We start from the raw sequence: 21,986 nt of genomic DNA, 5'->3' as shown, positions 1-21,986 counted from the left end.
ATTCTAGCCGCTGGAGCTGGATAACACCTTAAAGTGGAGGGGGCTCGCTCAGCTCTGACCAGCTAAGGTTCTTCTGCCCTAAAGGTGCTTTTTACCTTTCGGACAGAAGGTTCTTAGATGCGAAGAGCTAGCCACCGGAACTGGATATCATTTAAAAGCAAAAGCGGCTCGCTCAGAATCGCAGGCTATTTAGAACTCTCGACCTTGAAGCGCTTTTTGCTTCGAGCGAGAGAGTGAAATGACCGGAGATTCTTCCATTCCTCTCTCTTTAACATCACCTAAAAAACATAAAAAACTCGCTTACCACAAAATAAGCGAGTCCCAATCTTTTCCCTTTACTTAGTTGTTACATATCTTTTCGAATCTGCAACAATGTTTTGTAAAAATTCTTCATTTGTCTTTGTTTGACGAAGTTTACGTAAGAAACTTTCAACAAAGTCTGGTGTATCACGCATTGTTTTACGAATACCCCAAAGCTTGTCTAAATGTTCTTTCGGAATTAATAGATCCTCTTTACGTGTACCAGAACGGCGAATATCAATTGCCGGGAAGATACGACGCTCAGCTAATGAACGATCTAAGTGAAGTTCCATATTTCCAGTTCCTTTAAATTCTTCGTAAATTACATCGTCCATACGAGATCCTGTATCAACAAGCGCTGTTGCTAAAATAGTTAAGCTACCGCCTTCTTCAATATTACGTGCAGCTCCAAAGAAGCGCTTCGGTCTATGGAAGGCAGCTGGGTCGATACCACCCGATAATGTTCTACCACTTGGCGGAATAACAAGGTTGTAAGCTCGCGCTAAACGGGTAATACTATCCATTAAAATGATAACATCTTTTTTGTGCTCCACAAGACGCATTGCACGTTCTAACACAAGTTCCGCTACTTTAATATGATTTTCTGGTACTTCATCAAAAGTAGAGCTTACAACATCTCCTTTAACAGAACGTTCAATGTCTGTTACTTCCTCTGGACGCTCATCAATTAAAAGTACAATTAATTCAGCTTCCGGATGATTTGTTGTAACACTGTGCGCGATTTCTTTTAATAGACTTGTTTTACCAGCCTTTGGAGGCGCGACAATTAAACCACGTTGTCCAAATCCAACTGGTGCAATTAAATCCATGATGCGTGTCGGTAACTTTTTCGGTTCCGTTTCCAATTTCATTTGGCGATCTGGGTATAATGGTGTTAATGCAGGGAAATGCACACGCTCTTTTGCTGACTCTGGATCATCTCCATTTACAGCTTCAACTTGTAATAATCCAAAGTAGCGTTCATTTTCTTTCGGAGGTCGTACTTTACCAGAAACTTTATCTCCATTACGTAAATCGAAACGACGAATTTGCGAAGCTGAGATATAAATATCTTCTGAGCTTGGAGAGTAGTTGATAGGACGTAGGAATCCAAATCCTTCTGATTGAATAATTTCTAATACGCCTTCCATGAAGAAGAAACCTTCTTTTTCTGCTCGAGCTTTTAAAATGGCAAAGATTAACTCTTTTTTCGTTAATTTGCTATAATACGAAATCTTAAATTCTTTCGCAAGCTCGTATAACTCTTTTAATTTCATGTTTTCTAATGCTGCAATTGACAAATTCATTCAGACACCACACTTTAACGTTATTCTCTTTTCACATGGGTAAAGGGAAAAAATACGGAAGGCAAATAATTAATAATGAAAGGCAATAAGTTCAAGTAGGGTAATATTCACTATTGTAACCCTTTTATCTAGTTTTAATCAATACGTTGAAACACAAATACAAGAAGCGAAGACAAGAAAATTTGTCTTCGCTTTTTATTTAATCCAGCTTCAGCAGCTAGAATGGTCGATAGTTTCGATTCTCCCATTTTGAACGAGCCGCTTACACTTTTTATTTAATAACCAAGTTCGGTTTTTTATTTAAGCTGTGACGTCCGTCTACGAAGCGTACTGTGCCTGATTTTGCACGCATAACAAGAGATTGTGTTGTTCCTACGCTACCTTTAAATTGAACGCCGCGTAGCAGTTCTCCGTCTGTTACGCCTGTTGCTGCGAAGATTGCATCGTCACCTTTTACTAAGTCCTCCATGCGAAGGATGCGGTTGATGTCTTCTATGCCCATCTTTTTGCAACGCGCCAATTCAGCTTCGTTTTGTGGTAATAATTTCCCGTGAATCTCGCCACCTAAACATTTTAATGCAACTGCTGCTAATACACCTTCAGGCGCACCACCAGATCCGAATAAAATATCTACACCTGTACGATCAAATGCAGTATTAATTGCACCTGCTACGTCTCCATCATTAATCAATTTAATACGAGCACCAGCTTTACGAATTTCTTCAATAATTGCTTGATGACGTGGACGGTTTAAAACTGTCGCTACAACATCTTCAATATCTTTGTTTTTCGCTTTCGCAACTGCACGTAAGTTATCGATAATAGGCGCATCAATATCGACCGCCCCAACCGCTTCTGGGCCAACCGCGATTTTATCCATGTACATGTCAGGAGCATGTAACAAATTACCGTGATCTGCAATTGCAATAACAGCAAGAGCATTCCACCCACCAGCTGCTACAATGTTTGTCCCTTCTAAAGGATCAACTGCAACGTCTACACGTGGACCATATCCTGTACCTAATTTTTCTCCGATATATAGCATTGGTGCTTCATCCATCTCACCTTCACCAATTACAACTGTACCTTTCATCGGAATTGTATCAAATACATCACGCATAGCTGATGTTGCTGCACCGTCTGCCTCATCCTTTTTCCCGCGTCCCATCCAACGCGCTGATGATAAAGCTGCAGCCTCTGTTACACGTACTAACTCCATAGATAAACTTCTTTCCACGATAATCCCTCTCCTTTAAGTCTTTATATTTCTGCCGTATTTTGTGAACCGTGTTTTTTCTATAAAGTGTACTTCCGCAAGTAGTGATGCTTCGCTTCCCCCTTGCGGAAGTATCACTTATGCGTTCTTCATTTCTTCAATTTCTTGCTTTGTCATTTGTTCTCGCCAAATGTTTGCACCAAGTCCTTTAAGCTTGTCTACTATATTTTCATAGCCACGATCAATATGCTCAAGTCCGGTTACCTCTGTAATTCCATCCGCCATTAACCCTGCAATAACAAGTGCTGCTCCAGCTCGCAAATCACTCGCTTTCACTTTTGCACCTTGCAATAAAACAGGACCAGTTACGATAGCTGATCGACCTTCTACTTTAATTTGTGCATTCATACGACGTAATTCATCAATATGTTTAAAACGTGCACCATAAATCGTATCCGTTACAACACCCGTTCCATGCGCCTTTGTTAAAAGTGTTGTAAACGGCTGTTGTAAATCTGTTGGGAAACCTGGATATACAAGCGTTTTTATATCAACTACTTTTAATCTTCTATCACCGTTCACTGTAATCTGGTCATCATTCGTTTCTACCTGGACACCAGCTTCTCTGAGCTTCGCCGTAACTGACTCTAAGTGCTGAGGAATAACATTATCAACTGTTACTTCTCCTCCTGACGCAGCACCTAAAATCATATACGTACCCGCTTCAATACGATCTGGAATAATCGTATGATGACAACCGTGCAGTGAATCCACACCATCAATTCGGATTACATCTGTACCAGCACCTTTAATACGTGCTCCCATGCTAGTTAACAGTGTAGCTACATCAATAATTTCTGGTTCTTTCGCTGCGTTTTCAATAACAGTTCTGCCTTTCGCTCGTACAGCTGCTAGCATAATATTAATCGTAGCTCCTACGCTAACAACATCTAAATAAATACGTGCCCCGCGCAATTCATCTGCTCTTAAATAGATAGCACCTTGTTCATTCGTAACATGTGCACCTAACGCTTCAAACCCTTTAATATGCTGATCAATCGGCCTCGGTCCTAAGTGACATCCACCTGGAAGCCCAATAACAGCTTTTTTAAAACGGCCAAGCATCGCACCCATTAAATAATAAGAAGCACGCAATCTTTTCACTTTTCCGTTTGGTAAAGGCATTGCAACCATGTTAGAAGGATCGACTACCATCTCTTCCTCCTGTCCATACGTTACTCTTCCTCCAATTTCCTCTAGTAAGTCTCCTAACATTTTCACGTCCGAAATATTAGGGACACCACCAATAGTTACTGGAGTATCTGCTAAAATTGTCGCTGGAATTAATGCAACGGCGCTGTTCTTTGCACCACTCACGCGAATTGTTCCATTTAAAGCTCTTCCGCCTTCAATTAGCAATTTTTCCATATTGAGCTCCCTTCTTGTGAATGTATTTACTTTCTATATTTTTATAGAAAGCTCCCCCTTAAGAATCTCAATTACTCTTCCATCCCAAAACTCAATAAATAGGAAACCATTATCTTCATTTCTCCTGTCATACAAAAAGATAAAGATTAACTATGTATCGAATTTACTTTATCAATTTAGATACGTTATCACATTTATTAATAGGACTCTGCACATTATTTTCTATTTCAAAAACAAAATGATAAAATCTTTAGACTTGTTCACGCTTTCATTATACAACGAAAGGAAACCGTCTAAAAGAGTAGACGGTTTCCAAAACGGAATTTTATTCTTACGCTTTACCGTTAGAACCGAATTCGCGAATTTTACCAATAACAGTTGCTTTGATAGCGTCGCGGCCAGGTCCGATAAATTTACGAGGATCGTAAACTTCTTGGTCTTTGTTTAATACTTCACGAACAGCTTTTGTAAACTCGATTTGGTTCTCAGTGTTTACGTTGATTTTTGAAGTACCTAAAGAGATAGCTTTTTCGATATCAGCAGTTGGGATACCAGTACCACCGTGTAATACTAAAGGTACGCCAGTGAAGTCACGAACTTGTTCCATTTCAGCGAATCCTAAGTTAGGCTCACCTTTGTAAGGACCGTGTACAGAACCTAAAGCTGGAGCTAGGCAATCGATACCTGTTGCTTCAACAAGGTGCTTACACTCAGCTGGGTCAGCGTAAATTACGCCTTCAGCGATTACGTCGTCTTCTTGTCCGCCAACTGTTCCAAGCTCAGCTTCAACAGATACGTTACGAGCGTGTGCGTATTCTACTACTTTTTTAGTAGTTTCTACGTTTTCTTCGAATGGGTGGTGAGAAGCGTCGATCATTACAGATGTGAAACCTGCATCGATTGCTTCTTTACATTTTTCGAAGCTTGAACCATGGTCAAGGTGAATCGCTACAGGAACAGAGATGTTCATTTCTTCGATTAAAGCTTTAACCATAGCTACAACTGTTTTGAAACCAGTCATATGACGAGCTGCACCCTCAGATACACCTAAGATTACAGGAGATTTTTCTTCTTCCGCAGCAGCTAAGATAGCTTGAGTCCACTCTAAGTTGTTCATGTTGAATTGACCAACTGCGTATTTTCCTTCTAGTGCTTTGTTTAGCATTTCTTTCATAGAAACTAAAGGCATGGTGAATCCTCCTAAAAAACGTTTTTTGTATCCGATAAGTTCTTATCGCTGGTAGTATGACCAGAATAAGGTAAAATATGTATATCTACGTACCGGACTTTTTTCTACACTCAATAGGATAACAACTTGTACTCAAAAACTCAACCGTATTCACCTGCACAATAGTCCATGTAAACGCTTTTTTCCATATTTTTTATAAAAAATTCATTTTTAAGCCTCTACAGCGAGCTCATTTCTCACCGCTTGACGAATTTCATCAATATCAAATGGTTTAGCAAAATGCATTAAAGCACCTAAATCTTTTGCTTCTTGGATCATATCAAGCTCTCCATAAGCAGTCATTAAAATCACTTTAATACTCTCATCAATTTCTTTTACATGCTTTAAAATCTCTATACCATCCATACCTGGAATTTTCATATCTAACACAACTAAATCTGGATTATCTTTTTTCACGATATCTAAAGCTTGAAATCCATTCGCTGCTTGGAATGTCTGATAACCTTCTTTTTGGAACACTTCATGTAATAACACACGAATGCCATATTGATCATCAACGATTAAAATTTTCCCTTCCATAACTCCCAACCTTTCTGTGTAAATACAAGATTTAAAGCTTCTTATATCTTAACGATTTATTTTCGCTATTTCTTGCCAAATTCCTTCCTATTCTTTCTTATTTTACCGTTTCCTATTTTGTTATGCCACCCTTCGATTTCACCTTTCTAAAAAAATAAACTATAATGAAAGCCGGTAAACACGTACGAAGGGAGTAACATTATGTTAAAAATTTTTTCAACCCAATTAAGTGGTTATTTCTCCAGAGTTTCTCAAAAGGAGGAAATGAATATAGAAGATAGCGCCCGTCTACTTGCTCAAGCATTAGTTGGCGAAGGTTTCATTTATTTACATGGTACAAATGAAATGGACGGCGTTGTTGCTGAAGCACTATTCGGCACTGAACCAATGAAACAAGCAAAACGATTATTTGAAAATGGGAAAGAAGTAGAAGTAACTTCTGCAGATCGTGTACTTCTTATTAGCCGTTTTTCAACAGATGAAGAAGTTGTAGCAATAGCAAAAAAACTTCAAGCAGATGGACACTCTATTGTCGGCATCTCTGCTATTCAAGAAGGTACTGAATCACTAGAACAATATACAGATGTACATATTGATACAAAGCTGTTAAAAGGGCTTATTCCAGACGATGAAGGTAATCGCTACGGATTCCCAAGCTTAATGATAGCTTTATTTGCATATCACGGGATCAAATTTACAATTGATGAAATGTTAAATGAACATTAAAAAAAGCGCCCTATTTCAGGCGCTTTTTTTATTACTTGCTCTCTTTATTCGTAATAGAAGCTTTTACGAAGTCATGGAACAATGGTTGTGGACGGTTTGGACGAGAAACAAGTTCTGGGTGGAACTGTGCTGCCACGAACCAAGGATGATCTTTCAATTCAATGATTTCAACTAGACGGCCGTCTGGGCTTGTACCAGAGAATACAAATCCTTCTTTTTCCATATCCGGACGGAATTGATTGTTGAACTCATAACGATGACGATGACGCTCATATACAACCGGCTCATTGTAAGCGTTGTAAGCATTTGTTTCTTCAGAAAGCTTACATGGGTATAGACCAAGACGAAGTGTACCACCTAAGTCTTCTACATCTTTTTGTTCTGGTAATAAGTCGATGATTGCATAAGGTGTGTCAGGGTTAATTTCAGAAGAGTTAGCTCCTTCTAATCCTAATACGTTACGTGCGAATTCGATTGATGCAAGTTGCATACCTAAGCAAATTCCTAAGAATGGAACTTTGTTTTCACGAGCATATTGAATTGCAACGATTTTACCTTCTACACCACGATCGCCGAAGCCACCTGGTACAAGGATACCATCTGTGTCTCCTACTAATTCTTGTACGTTCTCTGCTGTTACGTGCTCAGCATTTACCCATTTCACTTCTACATCTGTGTCGAAAGAGTAACCTGCATGACGAAGTGCTTCTACAACAGAAATGTATGCATCTTGAAGCTCTACGTATTTACCAACAAGAGCGATTTTTGTTTTCTTAGAAAGGTTACGCACTTTTTCAACTAACGCAGTCCACTCTGTCATATCTGCAGCTGGATTGTCTAATTTTAAGTGATCGCAAACGATTTGGTCCATATTTTGCTCTTGAAGAGATAATGGAACCGCATATAAAGTATCTGCATCGCGTGCTTCAATAACTGCTTTTGTATCAATGTCACAGAATAATGCAAGCTTGTCTTTCATATCTTGAGAAACAGGCATTTCTGTACGAACAACGATAATATTTGGTTGAATACCTAAGCTGCGAAGCTCTTTAACGCTATGTTGCGTTGGTTTTGTTTTCATTTCACCCGCTGCTTTTAAGTACGGGATTAACGTACAGTGAATGTACATTACATTGTCACGACCGATGTCGCTCTTAATTTGACGGATTGCTTCTAAGAATGGTAGAGACTCGATGTCACCAACAGTTCCACCAATTTCTGTAATAACAACGTCCGCGTTTGTTTCGCGACCAGAACGATATACGCGCTCTTTAATTTCGTTAGTAATGTGAGGAATAACTTGAACTGTTCCTCCTAGGTATTCACCACGACGCTCTTTTTGAAGAACTGAAGAGTAAATTTTACCCGTTGTTACGTTGCTGTATTTGTTTAAGTTGATGTCGATGAAACGCTCATAGTGACCAAGGTCTAAGTCAGTTTCTGCACCATCATCTGTTACGAATACCTCACCGTGTTGGTATGGGCTCATAGTTCCTGGGTCTACGTTAATGTATGGATCAAATTTTTGAATCGTTACGTTTAAACCACGATTTTTTAAAAGTCGTCCAAGAGATGCTGCTGTAATACCTTTACCTAAAGACGATACTACACCGCCTGTTACAAAAATATACTTAGTCATGAAAAAGCTCCCTTCTATTTTGCTGTTATATAATCACCGTTGCAAAGCGCAACGTATGTAGATAACACTGTATCCATCTTATTGTTAGACTCTTTTTATTTTCTAAACAAAAAACAAAAAAGAAAATTGCTCCCCTAATCACATAAAGTAATAAGTAGGGAGCAATTTTCTTTTATATTTACACTTTAAAAGTATTATCGTCCTTTTTTAAAGAGCCCAAAAATGATTCTACATGGACGATAATGAAAAGTCAAGAACTACAGTTCTTCCTCTTCTTCTTCTTCAGTTTCATCATACTCAAGTTCTTCTTCAGCGAAGTCATCATCATCTTCATCTAAATCATCAAGATCATCGTCGTCTCCGTCTTCTTCTTCAAGAACCTTGTCCAAATCTTCTACATCATCATCTTCGTCTTCAGTTACGTCTGCATCATCAAAGTCATCTTCTTCAATGTAGTCGTCAAAACCGTCTTCTTCAACTTTACGTTTCTTCTTCGGTTTTGGTTGAGGCAAGATTTCTTCATCAATTTGCTCATATGGGTACCAGCTACGTAATCCCCAACGATTTTCTCCTAAATTGATGAAACGTCCATCGATGTTTAAGTCTGTATAAAATTGTGCGATTTTCGCATTAACTTGCTCTTGAGATAGTCCCAGCACTTGAGCGATTTCTTGAACCAACTCGTTGAATGTCGTTGCTTGTTTTTTATCCCCTAAAACGCTATGTACAACTTCAATCATTGAACATTCTTTTAGCTCTTCTGGTGAATATTGCTTAAAATCCACTTATGCGGCACTTCCTTTCATCAAATATAACCTTATATATAACGGCCTGCTTAAAAAAATCCATACTATTCATTATAAACAAAAGTCGCACAAATATGCTACAAAAAAAACGGGAAACTTTTATAGGGTAATAAATTTATAATTTGTCCATTCCTTATTTCGGAAGCATATGAGCCCCTTGCAATACATACCTAATTTGCATTTCTGTATATTCCTCGAGCGTATATAGCTTTTGCAACGCCCAACGTCTAAATCCCCACATCTGTCCTTGTATAAAAATATTATGCGCAAGAAGCTGTATTTCTTTTTTATTTAATGTAAATGTTCCATTTTCCGTACACTGTTCTAAAATATTCTCAAACATTCCTACCATTTGAAACTCCTTTTCTAATACATACGGGAGTGATTCTTTCGGTAAAAAGCGTACCTCTTGATACATTATTAACACTTCTTCCTGCAATTCGTCCATCACTTTAAAGTAATTCGTTATTGCTATCTTTAAACTTTCTACACTTCCTTTTTCTGTACAAACTACTTCCTCTAATCTTTCTTTTACATGTTCATAAATACTATCACAAACTAAATACAAAACATCATCTTTTGTACGAATGTATTCATAAAGCGTTCCAATACTAAACCCAGCTGCCTTTGCGATTTCTCTCGTTGTTGTACGCGGAAATCCTTTTTGCTTAAACAATTGCACTGCACCTTTAATCATTTGTTCACGTCTTAACGCGACTAATTTTTCATCTTTCACTGATGCATGCACATTATGTTTAACCATCCCCTTCACCTCTCTATTATTTTTTTGGAAGGAAAAAGCGTAGGAAAATACCTACGCTTTAACCCTACTTCGTTAACATACGAGAAATTACGAGCCTTTGAATCTCTTGTGTTCCTTCATATATTTGTGTAATCTTTGCATCTCGCATATAACGCTCTACTGGATAATCTTTCGTATAACCGTAACCACCAAATACTTGTACCGCTTCCGTCGTCACCTTCATCGCTGCATCGCCTGCAAATACTTTTGACATTGCTGACTCTTTCCCATACGGAAGCCCTTCCGATTCAAGCCAAGCTGCTTGGTATGTTAGAAGGCGTGCTGCCTCTACATCCGTTGCCATATCTGCTAGTTTAAAACCAATCCCTTGCTGCGCCGCAATTGGCTTCCCAAACTGATGACGCTCTCTTGCATATTCTACGGAAGCATCTAAAGCCCCTTGTGCAATACCGACCGCTTGCGCCGCAATACCGTTACGGCCGCCATCTAATGTTTGCATCGCTATCTTAAACCCTCGCCCTTCTTCCCCTAGTAAATTCTCTACAGGAATGCGGCAATCTTCGAACATAATTTCAGTTGTTGGTGAAGAGCGAATTCCTAACTTACTTTCCTTCTTCCCAACTGAAAATCCTGGTGTATCACTTTCCACTATAAATGCACTCGTGCCACGCTGCTTCGATTCAGGATCAGTTAACGCAAAGACAACATAAATATCAGCAATACCACCATTAGTGATAAATATTTTTGATCCATTTAATACATAATGGTCTCCATCTCTTTTAGCAATCGTCTTCATTCCACCAGCATCCGATCCAGATCCTGGCTCCGTTAAGCCGTACGCACCAATTTTCTTCCCTTCAGCCATCGGTCGTAAAAATGTTTGCTTTTGCTCTTCTGTTCCAAATTTAAAAATTGGCCAACCAGCAAGCGAAGTATGTGCAGACAATGTTACACCTGTAGAAGCACATACACGCGATAATTCTTCAATAGCAATTACATACGCTAAGTAATCGCTTCCAATTCCGCCGTATTCTTCAGGCCACGGAATACCAGTTAAACCAAGCTCGGCCATTTGATCAAATATTGCACGATCAAATCTCTCTTCTTCATCACGCTCAGCTGCCGTCGGTGCTACTTCATTCTTAGCAAAGTCTCGAACCATTTTTCTTATCATTTCATGTTCTTCTGATAGTTTAAAATGCATGCCCGTCTCCCCCTTATGCTTTTATAAAGCTCGGCTAATAACAAGTTTCTGTATTTCGCTCGTTCCTTCATATATTTGCGTGATTTTCGCATCACGGAAAAATCTTTCTACTGGATAGTCCTTCGTATAACCGTATCCCCCAAATACTTGCACCGCTTCAATCGCAACTTCAACAGCTGTTTTAGAAGCGAATAATTTCGCAATAGATGCTTCCTTACCACACGGTAATCCTTGCGCTCTTAGCGATGCCGCCCTATATACGAGTAATCGCGCCGCTTCTACACTAGTAGCCATATCGGCAAGTTTGAAGCCAATCCCTTGCTGCGCCGCAATTGGTTTTCCGAATTGCTCACGTTCTTTCGCATAATCAATTGCACATGCAAGCGCCGCTTCAGCAATTCCTAGTGCTTGCGCTCCAATTCCAATTCTTCCAACATCTAAATTCGCCATCGCAACCTTAAATCCTTGTCCTTCTTCACCAAGTAAATTCTCAGCCGGCACTTTCATATCCTCGAACGTAAGTTGTACCGTGCGAGAACCGAGAAGTCCCATTTTATGCTCATCTTTTCCAATAATTAAGCCTGGTGTATCTTTCTCTACTATAAATGCAGAAATCCCACTTTTTCCTGCCTCTGGATTTGTAGAAGCGAATACAATGTATGTACTTGCTTCACCGCCATTTGTAATAAATACTTTCGATCCATTAATAATGTAGTGATCGCCTTTCTTTACAGCTCTTGATTTCAAACTTCCTGCATCCGATCCTGCATTAGGTTCTGTTAATGCAAATGCGCCTAAATATTCACCAGTCGCAAGTTTAGAAACATATTTCTCTTTCTGTTCTTCTGTTCCAAAATATAAAATTGGGTTCATCCCAACTGACGTATGTACAGCTAAAATTACACCAACTGTCGCGCTTACCTTTGAAATTTCTTCAATCGCTAAAATGTAAGAGATAAAATCCATTTCTGAACCGCCGTATTTTGCAGGCGCTGGAATTCCCATTAATCCAAGCTCACCCATCTTCTGCAAAATCTCTTTTGGGAACACCCCTTGTTCCATACTAGGAACAAAGGGAGCTATTTCCTTCTGCGCAAAATCTCGAACCATTTTCCTCATCATCTGTTGCTCTTCATTAAAACGAAAGTTCATATACTCCGCCTCCATTTGCTATATATCCTTTTAACAATTTGGTAAGACCACTATTTTGTAACAAAGGGGGATTTATTCGTAAACGTAGAAACCACGACCTGTTTTACGTCCTAACCATCCTGCATTTACGTACTTGCGTAGCAATGGACATGGGCGATATTTACTATCACCTAAACCTTCATGTAACACTTCCATAATGTATAAACATGTATCTAAACCGATAAAATCAGCGAGCGTTAAAGGGCCCATCGGGTGATTCATACCAAGTTTCATTACTTCATCAATCGCTTCTTTCGTCGCTACACCTTCATATAACGTATAGATTGCTTCGTTAATCATCGGTAATAAAATACGGTTCGATACAAATCCTGGGAAATCATTCACTTCAACTGGTACTTTCCCAATCTTCTTCGTAATATCTTCAATTGTTTCGTATACTGCATCATCTGTAGCCAAACCACGAATGATTTCAACAAGTTTCATAACCGGAACGGGATTCATAAAGTGCATACCGATTACTTTTTCCGGGCGCTTCGTTACTGCGGCAATTTCTGTAATTGGCAGGGATGACGTATTCGTCGCTAAAATCGCGTGTTCTGGAGCAATTTCATCTAGATTTGCAAAGATTTTCTTTTTAATATCCATTTTCTCAACAGCTGCTTCAATAATAAGATCCGCTTCCTTCACACAATCTAAATCAAGCGTTACTGTAAGACGATTTAAAGTTGCTTCTTTCTCTTCTTCCTTCATGCGTCCTTTTTCTACTTGGCGCGCTAAGTTTTTCGTAATGATAGCCAATCCTCTATCTAATTGCTCTTGTTTTAAATCTTGTACCTTCACGTCATATCCTGCCATTGCACATACTTGCGCAATTCCTGACCCCATTTGTCCTGCACCAATTACAACAATTTTTTGTACACCCATTTCTTCTTCCCCCTTAATTTTTAATAAACTATATATCTTCTAATCTTAATTAGTGAACTTCAATCATCACTGCATCGCCTTGACCGCCACCACTACAAATCGAAGCAATTCCAATTCCACCGCCGCGTTGCTTAAGTGCATGGATTAGCGTAACGATAATGCGCGCTCCGCTTGCTCCAATCGGATGTCCCATCGCCACTGCGCCGCCATTTACATTCAATTTTTCTGGGTCAATTCCTGCGATTTCTGTACTCGCAATTGCTACCGCTGCAAATGCTTCATTAATCTCGAATAAATCAATGTCTTCAATTGTCTTTCCTGTTTTTTCAAGCAATGCGTTAATTGCATAACCTGGCGTTCTCGGGAAATCTTTAGACTCCACCGCAATTGCTGTATGTGCCAAAATTGTCGCTAACGGCTTTCTTCCTTCTTGCTTCGCTCTCTCTTCGCTCATTAATACAAGTGCAGCGCCACCATCGTTTAGGCCTGGTGCATTACCAGCTGTTACCGTCGCTGTCTTATCAAATACAGGTTTTAATTTTGCTAGCTTTTCAATTGTTGTATCTGCACGCGGCGCCTCATCCTTTGCAACGACAATAGGATCGCCTTTTCTTTGCGGAATCGTTACTGGCACGATTTCCTCTTCAAAACGTCCTTCTTTATGTGCTGAAACCGCACGCTGATGGCTACGATATGCCCATTCATCTTGCGCTTCGCGAGAAATTCCATCCTCCTTCGCAACTTCTCCGCCATAAACACCCATGTGTATACCTGAAAATGCACATGTTAAACCGTCAGCAACGTTTAAATCAATGACTTCGTTGTTACCCATTCTGTATCCCCATCTTGCTCCTCGTAAAATGTAAGGACTGTTACTCATCGACTCCATACCGCCAGCTACAATTAGTGATTGGTCGCCAGTACGAATAATTTGATCCGCTAAAGTAACCGCACGAAGCCCTGATGCACAAACTTTATTGACTGTTTCCGTCTGCACTTCCCAAGGGATTCCAGCAGCCCGTGCCGCTTGGCGCGATGGAATTTGTCCCTGCCCACCTTGAATAACCGTTCCGAATATAACTTCCTCAACATCACTAGCTGAAACATTCGCTCTTTCAAGCGCCGCTTTAATTGCAATTCCTCCAAGTTCTGTTGCTTTTACATCTTTTAAAGATCCTCCAAATTTTCCAACCGGTGTTCTTGCAGCACTTAAAATAACTGTTTTACTCATGTTTCTTTCCCCCATTTCTTTTTTTAGCACCGAGCGCTCGCTCGGCATTGTTACGTTGAGAAGAGGTGCAATGATTGCACCTCTCTCTAAAGTTGTATTCATGCTTGCAGATTACATCGCTTCTTTCTTCTGTCCGATAACAGAGCGTTCTAAAATCTCTGTTACATCAAGCGTTTGAACCTTCTCTTCTACTTCTTTCGCTTTCGTCCCATCACTAATCATCGTTAAGCAATATGGACAACCTGTACCGATAATAGATGGTTGCACAGCTAGCGCTTGTTCTGTACGAGCAACGTTAATACGAGAACCTGTTGTTTCCTCCATCCACATTAAGCCACCACCTGCTCCACAGCACATTCCCGTTTCACGGTTACGTGCCATTTCTACAAGATTCACACCAGGAATCGCTTTCAAAATGTCACGCGGGGCTTCGTATACTTCGTTGTATCTTCCTAAGTAACAGGAATCATGGTACGTAACTGTTTCCTCAATAGCGTGAACAGGTTTTAAGCGTCCTTCTTTCACCCACTGAGCTAACAGTTCTGTATGATGATAGACTTCTGCTTGCAAGCCAAAGTCTGGATACTCATTTTTAAATGTGTTATAAGCATGAGGGTCAATCGTAACGATTTTCTTCACTCCTGCTTTTTCAAATTCCTCGATATTTTTTGTCGCCATCTCTTGGAAGACGAATTCATTTCCTAGGCGGCGCGGTGTATCTCCAGAGTTCTTCTCTTTATTACCGAGAATCGCAAATGAAATGCCTGCTTCGTTCATCAACTTCGCAAATGATATCGCAATCTTCTGACTACGGTTATCATATGATCCCATTGAACCAACCCAGAATAAATATTCGAACTCCTCGCCAGCTTTCGATTTTTCTTTTACAGTTGGAACCGTTACTTCATCATCACCTTGGCGCCAAGTTTCACGCTCTTTACGGTTTAGGCCCCACGGATTCCCTTGACGCTCGATGTTTGTCATCGCACGCTGTGCTTCCGCGTCCATCTTTCCTTCTGTTAAAACGAGATAGCGGCGTAAATCAATAATTTTATCAACATGCTCATTCATAACCGGACACTGGTCTTCACAGTTACGACACGTTGTACAAGCCCAAATCTCTTCTTCTGTAATAACATCCCCGATTAAACTTGGATCGTAAGCGAGTGTTGCAGCCGCTGATTCTTGTTGCCCTTTCCCAGCTGCCATCATCGCTAACTGATTTCCTTGTGTATTATTAAAAGCAACTACTGGAACCCAAGGCGCTTTTGATGTTACTGCTGCTCCTTTGTCAGTTAAATGATCACGAAGTTTTAAAATTAAATCCATCGGCGATAACATTTTCCCTGTTCCTGTTGCCGGACACATATTTGTACAACGACCACACTCTACGCAAGCGTATAAGTCAATAAGCTGATTTTGTCTAAAGTCTTCGATTTTACCAACACCAAATGTTTCTTGTGTTTCATCTTCAAAGTCAATCTTTTCAAGTTTCCCTGGATTTGAAAGACGACCGAAGAAAACGTTAGCTGGTCCAGCAATTAAATGCGCGTGTTTTGATTGTGGAACATAAACTAAAAACGTTAACAAAATTAGTAAATGCACCCACCAAGAGAAATAGAACACAGAAATGGCTGCGGTTTCATTTATCCCTGAGAAAACGTAAGCGATTGCAGAAGCGATTGGCTCACTCCATGAAAGCTCCTCGCCATGCCATATAATTCCCATTCCATTACCGAGTAGCACAGAAATCATTAAGCCACCAATAAAGATAAGAACAAGACCTGATTTGAAATTACGTTTTAAACGAACTAGCTTTTCAACATAACGTCTATGAAAAGCCCAAAAGACTGCAATTAAAATAACAAGTGTGACAATTTCCTGGAAGAATGTAAATGCAGGGTATAGTGGTCCAAGTGGAAGATGTGATCCTGGTGCGAGTCCTTTCCAAACGAAGTCAATTGCTCCAAATTGGACAAGAATAAATCCGTAAAAGAACATAACGTGAATAATGCCGCTCTTTTTATCTTTCAGCAGCTTTTTCTGACCGAAAACATTGACCTTAAGGAGATCCCAACGCTCTTTAAAACGACGGTCAAATTCAATCTTTTTTCCTAACTGTATGTAGGCCATCCTCGTTCGTATAAGATACACAAACAAATATCCTGCATAAGCAATAACAGCAATGGCAGCCAGCCAATTAATGATCAGTAAGCTATTCATTTTTATGCTACCCCTCTCTTTGTAAGCCCTCTTTCTTTTTTTAGAATCTTCAAAAACATATAATTTTCTGAATTTTATCCCCTATCTTCATTATATAATGAGTGAGCATTCAGTCAACAGTTTTTTGTTATACAACAACATATTTTTTCATAAAGCTGTTTATTTCGGTGAAACTATAAAGTGAAACTTTAATCAGTAGAAGGTATTTATTCCCTACTGATTATTAGCCTGCAAATAACAGGATAATATGAATGTTTTATTTATAAAAAACGAATGGTGAAAAGACCGTGAAGGAGGGAATTTACTCATGTTCTTCTTACCTCTCTTATTAATAGGTATTGCTCTCTGGATTGTAATCGATCTTTCTTATGGGAGAATTGTTCATTTAAGGCGTGTACGTTCTCGTTCTTTCCCTTTACGTCAAAGTGATTTTCACCTTTATACATACGGAAAAGATTTGTATGACACTCTATTTACTGATATAAAACAGGCGAAACACCATGTGCATGTTTTGTTCTTCATTGTAAAAAACGATAAAATCAGCCGAGAATTTTTAAAGTTACTTATTGATAAGGCAAAGGAAGGAATTGAAGTAAGACTTTTACTCGATAGATTGGGAAGCCATCATTTATCAAACGAGGCCATTCGTTCCCTGCAAAAACATGGTGTCTCTTTTTCATTTTGTCACAAAGTAAAGTTTCCTTTTCCTTTCTTTTCTGCAAATCAAAGAAACCATAGAAAAATTACAGTTATCGACGGGAAAATTGGTTACATTGGGGGATTTAATATTGGTGAAGAGTATTTGGGACATAATGAACGGTTAGGATTATGGAGGGACTATCATTTACGTCTTACAGGCGAAGGAGTACAAGATTTACAAAAGCAATTTTTACATGACTGGTTTGATGATACAAACCAAAATTTATTGGACGCTTCTCTTTATTTTCCGAAACAGCAACCCGGTACTATCCAACATCAATTTATTCCGACTGATGGTGCATATTTACAACATACTTTTTTACATTTAATTGAAGGGGCAAAAAAGGAACTCTTTATCGGTACACCCTATTTCATTCCTGGAAGGAAAATCATGAATGCATTATTAGAAGCACGAAAACGCGGGGTTCAAATCACGATTCTCGTTCCAGAAAAAGCGGATCACGCCCTTGTTCGAGAAGCAAAATTCCCGTATTGCCGAAAGTTAATACAAGCTGGATGTAATATTTACGCCTTTCAACAAGGTTTTTTTCACGCTAAAGTTATTATAGTTGATGACTGCATTTGTGATATCGGAACTGCAAATTTTGATATGAGAAGTTTATATATTAACCATGAAATTAACTGCCTTTTATATGATAAACATTTTATACAAACAGTAAGAAACAAATTCCATAAAGATCTAAGAAACGCATCATTACTTTCCTTTAAAGATGTTAGCCCGCATTCTCTTATTGATAGAGGAAAAGAATGGATAGGAACAATACTCGCTTTCTTCCTATAGGAAAGATAATGCATAAAGGATGTGTATTCATTATGATTATGCGGTTCGGATATGTCTCACATGCAATGGCACTCTGGGACTGCTCTCCGGCTAAAACGATAACATTTACAAGCTTTCAAAAGCTCAGTAAACAAGAGCGAGAAGATAAATTATACGATGTTACAAAACAAAATCTTGAGCATACAATACGTATTCTCCATTACAATATAGCTCATGAAATTCCGTTATATCGCTTGTCTTCTTCCATCGTCCCACTTGCAACACATCCCGAAGTCGAGTTTGATTATATCGGGGCATTTACACCGCTTTGGCGTAAAATTGGGGCATTAATTAAAGAACATAATTTAAGAGTAAGTTTTCATCCAAATCAATTTACACTATTTACAAGCGACAAACCACATATTACGACTAACGCTATTACAGATATGACCTATCATTATAAAGTATTAGATGCAATAGGCATTGCAGATTCTTCTTATATTAACATCCATGTAGGTGGGGCCTACGGAAATAAAGAAAAAGCAATCGAGCGTTTCCATGAAAACATAAAAAAACTTCCTGCACATATAAAAAAACAAATGACACTTGAAAATGATGATAAAACATATACAACTGCTGAAACGTTATCTATTTGCCAAAAAGAAAAGATCCCATTCGTATTTGATTATCACCATCACATGGCAAATCTTTGCGAGGAACCGTTAGAAGAGTTACTTCCTGCAATTTTTGAAACTTGGTCACATACAAATATCGTTCCTAAAGTTCACATTTCCTCTCCTAAATCAAAAAAAGAATTTAGGGCTCACGCGGAATATATTGATTTAGAGTTTATTAAACCTTTCTTACACGTTGCAAAAAAAATCAATCATAATTTCGATATTATGATTGAAAGCAAACAGAAAGATTTAGCGATGCTGCAATTCATACAGGAATTATCCTCTATAAGAGGGATAAAAAGAATAAGTAGCTCAACATTACAATGGTAAATTGTAATGTTGAGCTATTTTTTTCAAAAAAAGTAATTTTTTTAGTAAAAAACACCCTATTTTATATGCTATGATTGGAATTAGCATTTTCCACCTGTGATTCAACTTTATTGAAATGGAGTCATAATATGATTAATCAAAAAAAATACGTACACTTTGTCACGATGTACATAATTATATTTTCTCTTTGGATATTTCTTATCCCTAAGGACTTAAATATAAAAGAAATTGGAATTCTCTTCTTATTTTGTTTCGCTACACTCTTTTCTTGCTATTGCCTATACAAAGCAATTAAGAAAATGAAGCGCGGTGACAAACTATTTTGGGTTTTAGTACTATGCACTTGCCTATGTGGTTTAACGATGGAGATAACTCTATTTCTTCATTCACTTTCTATATATGACCAAGTCATATTCTCATATAAGGCATTGCCCTTTTTTATCGTACAATATATTTTGCTCTTTTCTGGCTTTGCTATAAAGTTCATAAAACATTACTCTATTAGAGGACTAGCTCAATTTTCATTCGATAGCATCTTTATCGTTATTATGAATATTTATTTTACCTTAACTTTTATTTTGGACATTTCAAGCTTTCGTATGTTAACAACAGATACTTGGGTTTTAATTGGATATTTTATTGCACAATCATTAGTAATTTACGCCGTAATTAGTCTATATAGAAGAGAAGAATATTCTTCTAGCAGAATTTCATTAATTATCGGCTTTACTATTATACTCGTGTACGGATATATACACCTGTTTCAATTAAACGCAGGGATAAAACCTTCTTCTGAAGTCTCTTACTTAATACATACTGCTTCAATTTTATTAATCGGTTTGTCGTCCATACTATATATTTTAGATAAACCAATACAGCATGAAACGAAAACAAAGTATTATCGATTTGATTATGTTCGCTTTATATTACCCTATTTTAGTATAATCATTACTTTTTCTTTCATTATCTTTCAACCTTGGGATGATAAGTTCATGTTAATCGGTCTAGTATTATCACTCATCTTATTATTCCTACGACAACTTTATATGTGGAAAGATAATCAGGCACTAATCGATACATACGAACAGCTGACTACACAACTAGAGGGCAAAGTAGAAGAAGGGGCATCTGCATTATCAAAGAGTGAACAACGCTATAAATCTTTATTCGAAGATCACCCGGATGCTGTTTTCTCTTTAAATATGTATGGTATTTTCCAACAATCTAATACAGCTTGTGAAAGTTTATTTACTGCCTACTATTGTGAAGTAGAAAGCTATTCTCTTTTACACTTTATTGACCCAAAAGACCATGATTTACTACAGAAAGCTTTACAACTAACGAAAGAAGGTAGACCACAAACTTTAGAAGTTCGTACAAAAGAAAAAGAAGGTTATTACTATTACCTTCACATTACACTCATCCCTACTTTCATAAACAAAGAAGTTGTTGGGATGTTCGGTATAGCACGTGATATTACAACTTTATATGAAAAACAAAAACAAGTAGAACATTTAGCCTTTCATGATGCACTTACCGGATTACCAAATCGCCGTAAGTTTGAAAAAGATTTAAAAAACATTTTAAATACCGCTCAGGCTAGCGCAAATGATGTTGCCGTCATGTTCCTTGATTTAGATCGATTCAAAAAAATTAACGATAGACTCGGTCATGGTGTCGGAGACTTATTATTAATTGAAGTCGCAAAGAGGTTACGCGGTTGCTTACGTTCAAAGGATGTCGTTGCTCGTCAAGGCGGAGATGAGTTTACAATTCTATTACCAGATATGTACTCAGAAAAAAGTGCGGCCTTTATAGCTGAACAGATTTTAAATATTTTAAACAAACCATTCTTCATTAAAGATGAAGAACTGTCTATTACACCAAGTATCGGAATTGCAATGTACCCCGATTGTGGAACTAACGTAACAGAATTAATGAAAAATGCTGATATGGCTATGTATCGCGCGAAAGCAAATGGAAAAAACCGATTTGTTTTCTTCTCAAAAGAAATGAGTATCGCTCAAAATGAGAGTAACTTCTTAGAAGGAGAACTTTCAAAAGCATTACAACAAAATGAATTTTTCCTTGAATACCAGCCGCAAGTAAGCACAAAAACAAAACAAATTATCGGTTTTGAAGCATTAATTCGTTGGAAGCATCCAAAACTCGGCATCGTATCTCCTGCCCAATTCATTCCTCTAGCAGAGGAAACTGGATTTATTATTGAACTTGGAAATTGGATTTTACGTACTGCTTGCTTAGAAGCAAAAAGATGGCATAATCAAGGTTTCTCTCACTTAAAAGTTGGCGTGAATTTATCTGTTGTTCAATTTAACCATGCAGATTTAATCCCAACTATTTCAAAGGTTTTAGAAGAAACAGAGTTAAAATCAGAAGCACTAGATATTGAAATTACAGAAAGTATCGCCATTAATCAAAATCAATCTGTAGTTGCAAAACTAGAACAGCTTCAAAACCTCGGTATTCAAATTTCAATTGATGACTTTGGAACCGGTTATAGTTCTTTAGCTTATTTAACAAAATATCCAATCAACACATTAAAAATTGCTCGAGAATTTATTTGCGGAATTACAACTAGCCCTTTAGAGGAAGCGATTATTTCTTCCATTATTACACTATCAAAAGAACTAAATTTAGAGGTTATCGCAGAAGGTGTAGAGACCGAAGAACAATGGAAGTTTTTATATGAACAAAACTGTGACCACATTCAAGGATTCTTTATTAGCAAGCCCGTTTCTAGTAAAGACGTTTGGAGGTTACTCCACAAAAAAACAACCGTCTAAGTAAG

17 protein-coding genes are annotated in these 21,986 nt (G+C 38.2%); 4 read left to right on the top strand and 13 right to left on the bottom strand.

What is annotated here, in order from left to right; genetic code table 11:
- Positions 1 to 335: 335 nt before the first annotated feature.
- From rho to spo0F, 5 genes are all read right to left on the bottom strand, one after another.
- Positions 336 to 1,607, bottom strand: coding sequence for a transcription termination factor Rho (rho, locus tag ACVWY7_RS16550; protein WP_001053899.1), 1,272 nt, complete (start codon positions 1,605 to 1,607; stop codon positions 336 to 338).
- A 271-nt stretch (positions 1,608 to 1,878) separates the two neighbouring features.
- Positions 1,879 to 2,844, bottom strand: a complete 966-nt coding sequence (gene glpX, locus ACVWY7_RS16545) for a class II fructose-bisphosphatase (protein ID WP_000442336.1) — start codon at positions 2,842 to 2,844, stop codon at positions 1,879 to 1,881.
- 117 nt (positions 2,845 to 2,961) lie between these two features.
- A complete protein-coding gene (murA, locus tag ACVWY7_RS16540; protein WP_073524470.1) occupies positions 2,962 to 4,251 on the bottom strand; it encodes a UDP-N-acetylglucosamine 1-carboxyvinyltransferase in 1,290 nt (429 codons plus the stop codon).
- 331 nt (positions 4,252 to 4,582) lie between these two features.
- Complete coding sequence (locus ACVWY7_RS16535) at positions 4,583 to 5,440, bottom strand: class II fructose-bisphosphate aldolase (RefSeq protein ID WP_001131845.1); 858 nt, start codon at positions 5,438 to 5,440, stop codon at positions 4,583 to 4,585.
- Positions 5,441 to 5,650: 210 nt separating this feature from the next.
- Complete coding sequence (spo0F, locus tag ACVWY7_RS16530) at positions 5,651 to 6,019, bottom strand: sporulation initiation phosphotransferase Spo0F (protein WP_000398594.1); 369 nt, start codon at positions 6,017 to 6,019, stop codon at positions 5,651 to 5,653.
- A gap of 201 nt (positions 6,020 to 6,220) precedes the next feature.
- On the opposite strand from spo0F, the gene ACVWY7_RS16525 reads away from it, so the two are divergent.
- A complete protein-coding gene (locus ACVWY7_RS16525) occupies positions 6,221 to 6,745 on the top strand; it encodes a DUF2529 domain-containing protein (protein WP_431174797.1) in 525 nt (174 codons plus the stop codon).
- A 31-nt stretch (positions 6,746 to 6,776) separates the two neighbouring features.
- Here the strand turns inward: ACVWY7_RS16525 and pyrG are convergent, their stop codons facing one another.
- From pyrG to ACVWY7_RS16485, 8 genes are all read right to left on the bottom strand, one after another.
- Entirely contained in the window at positions 6,777 to 8,384 is a 1,608-nt protein-coding gene (pyrG, locus tag ACVWY7_RS16520; RefSeq protein ID WP_000170458.1) for a CTP synthase, read from the bottom strand.
- A 257-nt stretch (positions 8,385 to 8,641) separates the two neighbouring features.
- Positions 8,642 to 9,169: a DNA-directed RNA polymerase subunit delta gene (rpoE, locus tag ACVWY7_RS16515; RefSeq protein WP_105989391.1), complete on the bottom strand. Its 528-nt coding sequence runs from the start codon at positions 9,167 to 9,169 to the stop codon at positions 8,642 to 8,644.
- A gap of 154 nt (positions 9,170 to 9,323) precedes the next feature.
- A complete protein-coding gene (locus ACVWY7_RS16510) occupies positions 9,324 to 9,953 on the bottom strand; it encodes a TetR/AcrR family transcriptional regulator (protein WP_000238605.1) in 630 nt (209 codons plus the stop codon).
- Between the two features lie 64 nt (positions 9,954 to 10,017).
- Positions 10,018 to 11,157, bottom strand: a complete 1,140-nt coding sequence (acdA, locus tag ACVWY7_RS16505; protein ID WP_000545523.1) for an acyl-CoA dehydrogenase AcdA — start codon at positions 11,155 to 11,157, stop codon at positions 10,018 to 10,020.
- A gap of 21 nt (positions 11,158 to 11,178) precedes the next feature.
- A complete protein-coding gene (locus ACVWY7_RS16500; protein WP_001011186.1) occupies positions 11,179 to 12,309 on the bottom strand; it encodes an acyl-CoA dehydrogenase in 1,131 nt (376 codons plus the stop codon).
- A gap of 72 nt (positions 12,310 to 12,381) precedes the next feature.
- Positions 12,382 to 13,233 (bottom strand): 3-hydroxybutyryl-CoA dehydrogenase, encoded by an 852-nt coding sequence (locus ACVWY7_RS16495; protein WP_000538860.1) that lies wholly within the window; start codon positions 13,231 to 13,233, stop codon positions 12,382 to 12,384.
- A 49-nt stretch (positions 13,234 to 13,282) separates the two neighbouring features.
- Entirely contained in the window at positions 13,283 to 14,566 is a 1,284-nt protein-coding gene (locus tag ACVWY7_RS16490) for an acetyl-CoA C-acetyltransferase (RefSeq protein ID WP_153018517.1), read from the bottom strand.
- Positions 14,567 to 14,575: 9 nt separating this feature from the next.
- Positions 14,576 to 16,687 (bottom strand): heterodisulfide reductase-related iron-sulfur binding cluster, encoded by a 2,112-nt coding sequence (locus tag ACVWY7_RS16485; protein ID WP_001086759.1) that lies wholly within the window; start codon positions 16,685 to 16,687, stop codon positions 14,576 to 14,578.
- A gap of 307 nt (positions 16,688 to 16,994) precedes the next feature.
- Here ACVWY7_RS16485 and cls point away from each other — a divergent pair, with 307 nt between their 5' ends.
- The 3 genes from cls to ACVWY7_RS16470 all read left to right on the top strand — a co-directional run bounded on the left by cls (position 16,995) and on the right by ACVWY7_RS16470 (position 21,981).
- Positions 16,995 to 18,188: a cardiolipin synthase gene (gene cls, locus ACVWY7_RS16480; protein ID WP_073524486.1), complete on the top strand. Its 1,194-nt coding sequence runs from the start codon at positions 16,995 to 16,997 to the stop codon at positions 18,186 to 18,188.
- A gap of 32 nt (positions 18,189 to 18,220) precedes the next feature.
- The gene (uvsE, locus tag ACVWY7_RS16475) at positions 18,221 to 19,174 is read left to right on the top strand and encodes a UV DNA damage repair endonuclease UvsE (RefSeq protein WP_000605877.1); all 954 of its coding nucleotides are present in this window, start codon (positions 18,221 to 18,223) and stop codon (positions 19,172 to 19,174) included.
- A gap of 128 nt (positions 19,175 to 19,302) precedes the next feature.
- Positions 19,303 to 21,981 (top strand): DUF4084 domain-containing protein, encoded by a 2,679-nt coding sequence (locus ACVWY7_RS16470; protein WP_033682004.1) that lies wholly within the window; start codon positions 19,303 to 19,305, stop codon positions 21,979 to 21,981.
- Positions 21,982 to 21,986: the final 5 nt, after the last annotated feature.

Source organism: Bacillus sp. TE9106W (assembly GCF_054062215.1).
The sequence above is the reverse complement of the archived record's forward strand: the minus strand, read 5'-3'. Positions and strand labels throughout refer to the sequence as shown.

Coding starts and splice junctions, on each gene's coding strand:
- ACVWY7_RS16490 (WP_153018517.1), bottom strand. CDS start 14,566: ATGAATACAACTTTAGAGAGAGGTGCAATCATTGCACCTCTTCTCAAC.
- cls (WP_073524486.1), top strand. CDS start 16,995: ATGTTCTTCTTACCTCTCTTATTAATAGGTATTGCTCTCTGGATTGTA.
- spo0F (WP_000398594.1), bottom strand. CDS start 6,019: ATGGAAGGGAAAATTTTAATCGTTGATGATCAATATGGCATTCGTGTG.
- ACVWY7_RS16535 (WP_001131845.1), bottom strand. CDS start 5,440: ATGCCTTTAGTTTCTATGAAAGAAATGCTAAACAAAGCACTAGAAGGA.
- ACVWY7_RS16495 (WP_000538860.1), bottom strand. CDS start 13,233: ATGGGTGTACAAAAAATTGTTGTAATTGGTGCAGGACAAATGGGGTCA.
- pyrG (WP_000170458.1), bottom strand. CDS start 8,384: ATGACTAAGTATATTTTTGTAACAGGCGGTGTAGTATCGTCTTTAGGT.
- ACVWY7_RS16510 (WP_000238605.1), bottom strand. CDS start 9,953: ATGGTTAAACATAATGTGCATGCATCAGTGAAAGATGAAAAATTAGTC.
- rho (WP_001053899.1), bottom strand. CDS start 1,607: ATGAATTTGTCAATTGCAGCATTAGAAAACATGAAATTAAAAGAGTTA.
- ACVWY7_RS16525 (WP_431174797.1), top strand. CDS start 6,221: ATGTTAAAAATTTTTTCAACCCAATTAAGTGGTTATTTCTCCAGAGTT.
- ACVWY7_RS16485 (WP_001086759.1), bottom strand. CDS start 16,687: ATGAATAGCTTACTGATCATTAATTGGCTGGCTGCCATTGCTGTTATT.
- uvsE (WP_000605877.1), top strand. CDS start 18,221: ATGATTATGCGGTTCGGATATGTCTCACATGCAATGGCACTCTGGGAC.
- ACVWY7_RS16470 (WP_033682004.1), top strand. CDS start 19,303: ATGATTAATCAAAAAAAATACGTACACTTTGTCACGATGTACATAATT.
- ACVWY7_RS16500 (WP_001011186.1), bottom strand. CDS start 12,309: ATGAACTTTCGTTTTAATGAAGAGCAACAGATGATGAGGAAAATGGTT.
- murA (WP_073524470.1), bottom strand. CDS start 4,251: ATGGAAAAATTGCTAATTGAAGGCGGAAGAGCTTTAAATGGAACAATT.
- acdA (WP_000545523.1), bottom strand. CDS start 11,157: ATGCATTTTAAACTATCAGAAGAACATGAAATGATAAGAAAAATGGTT.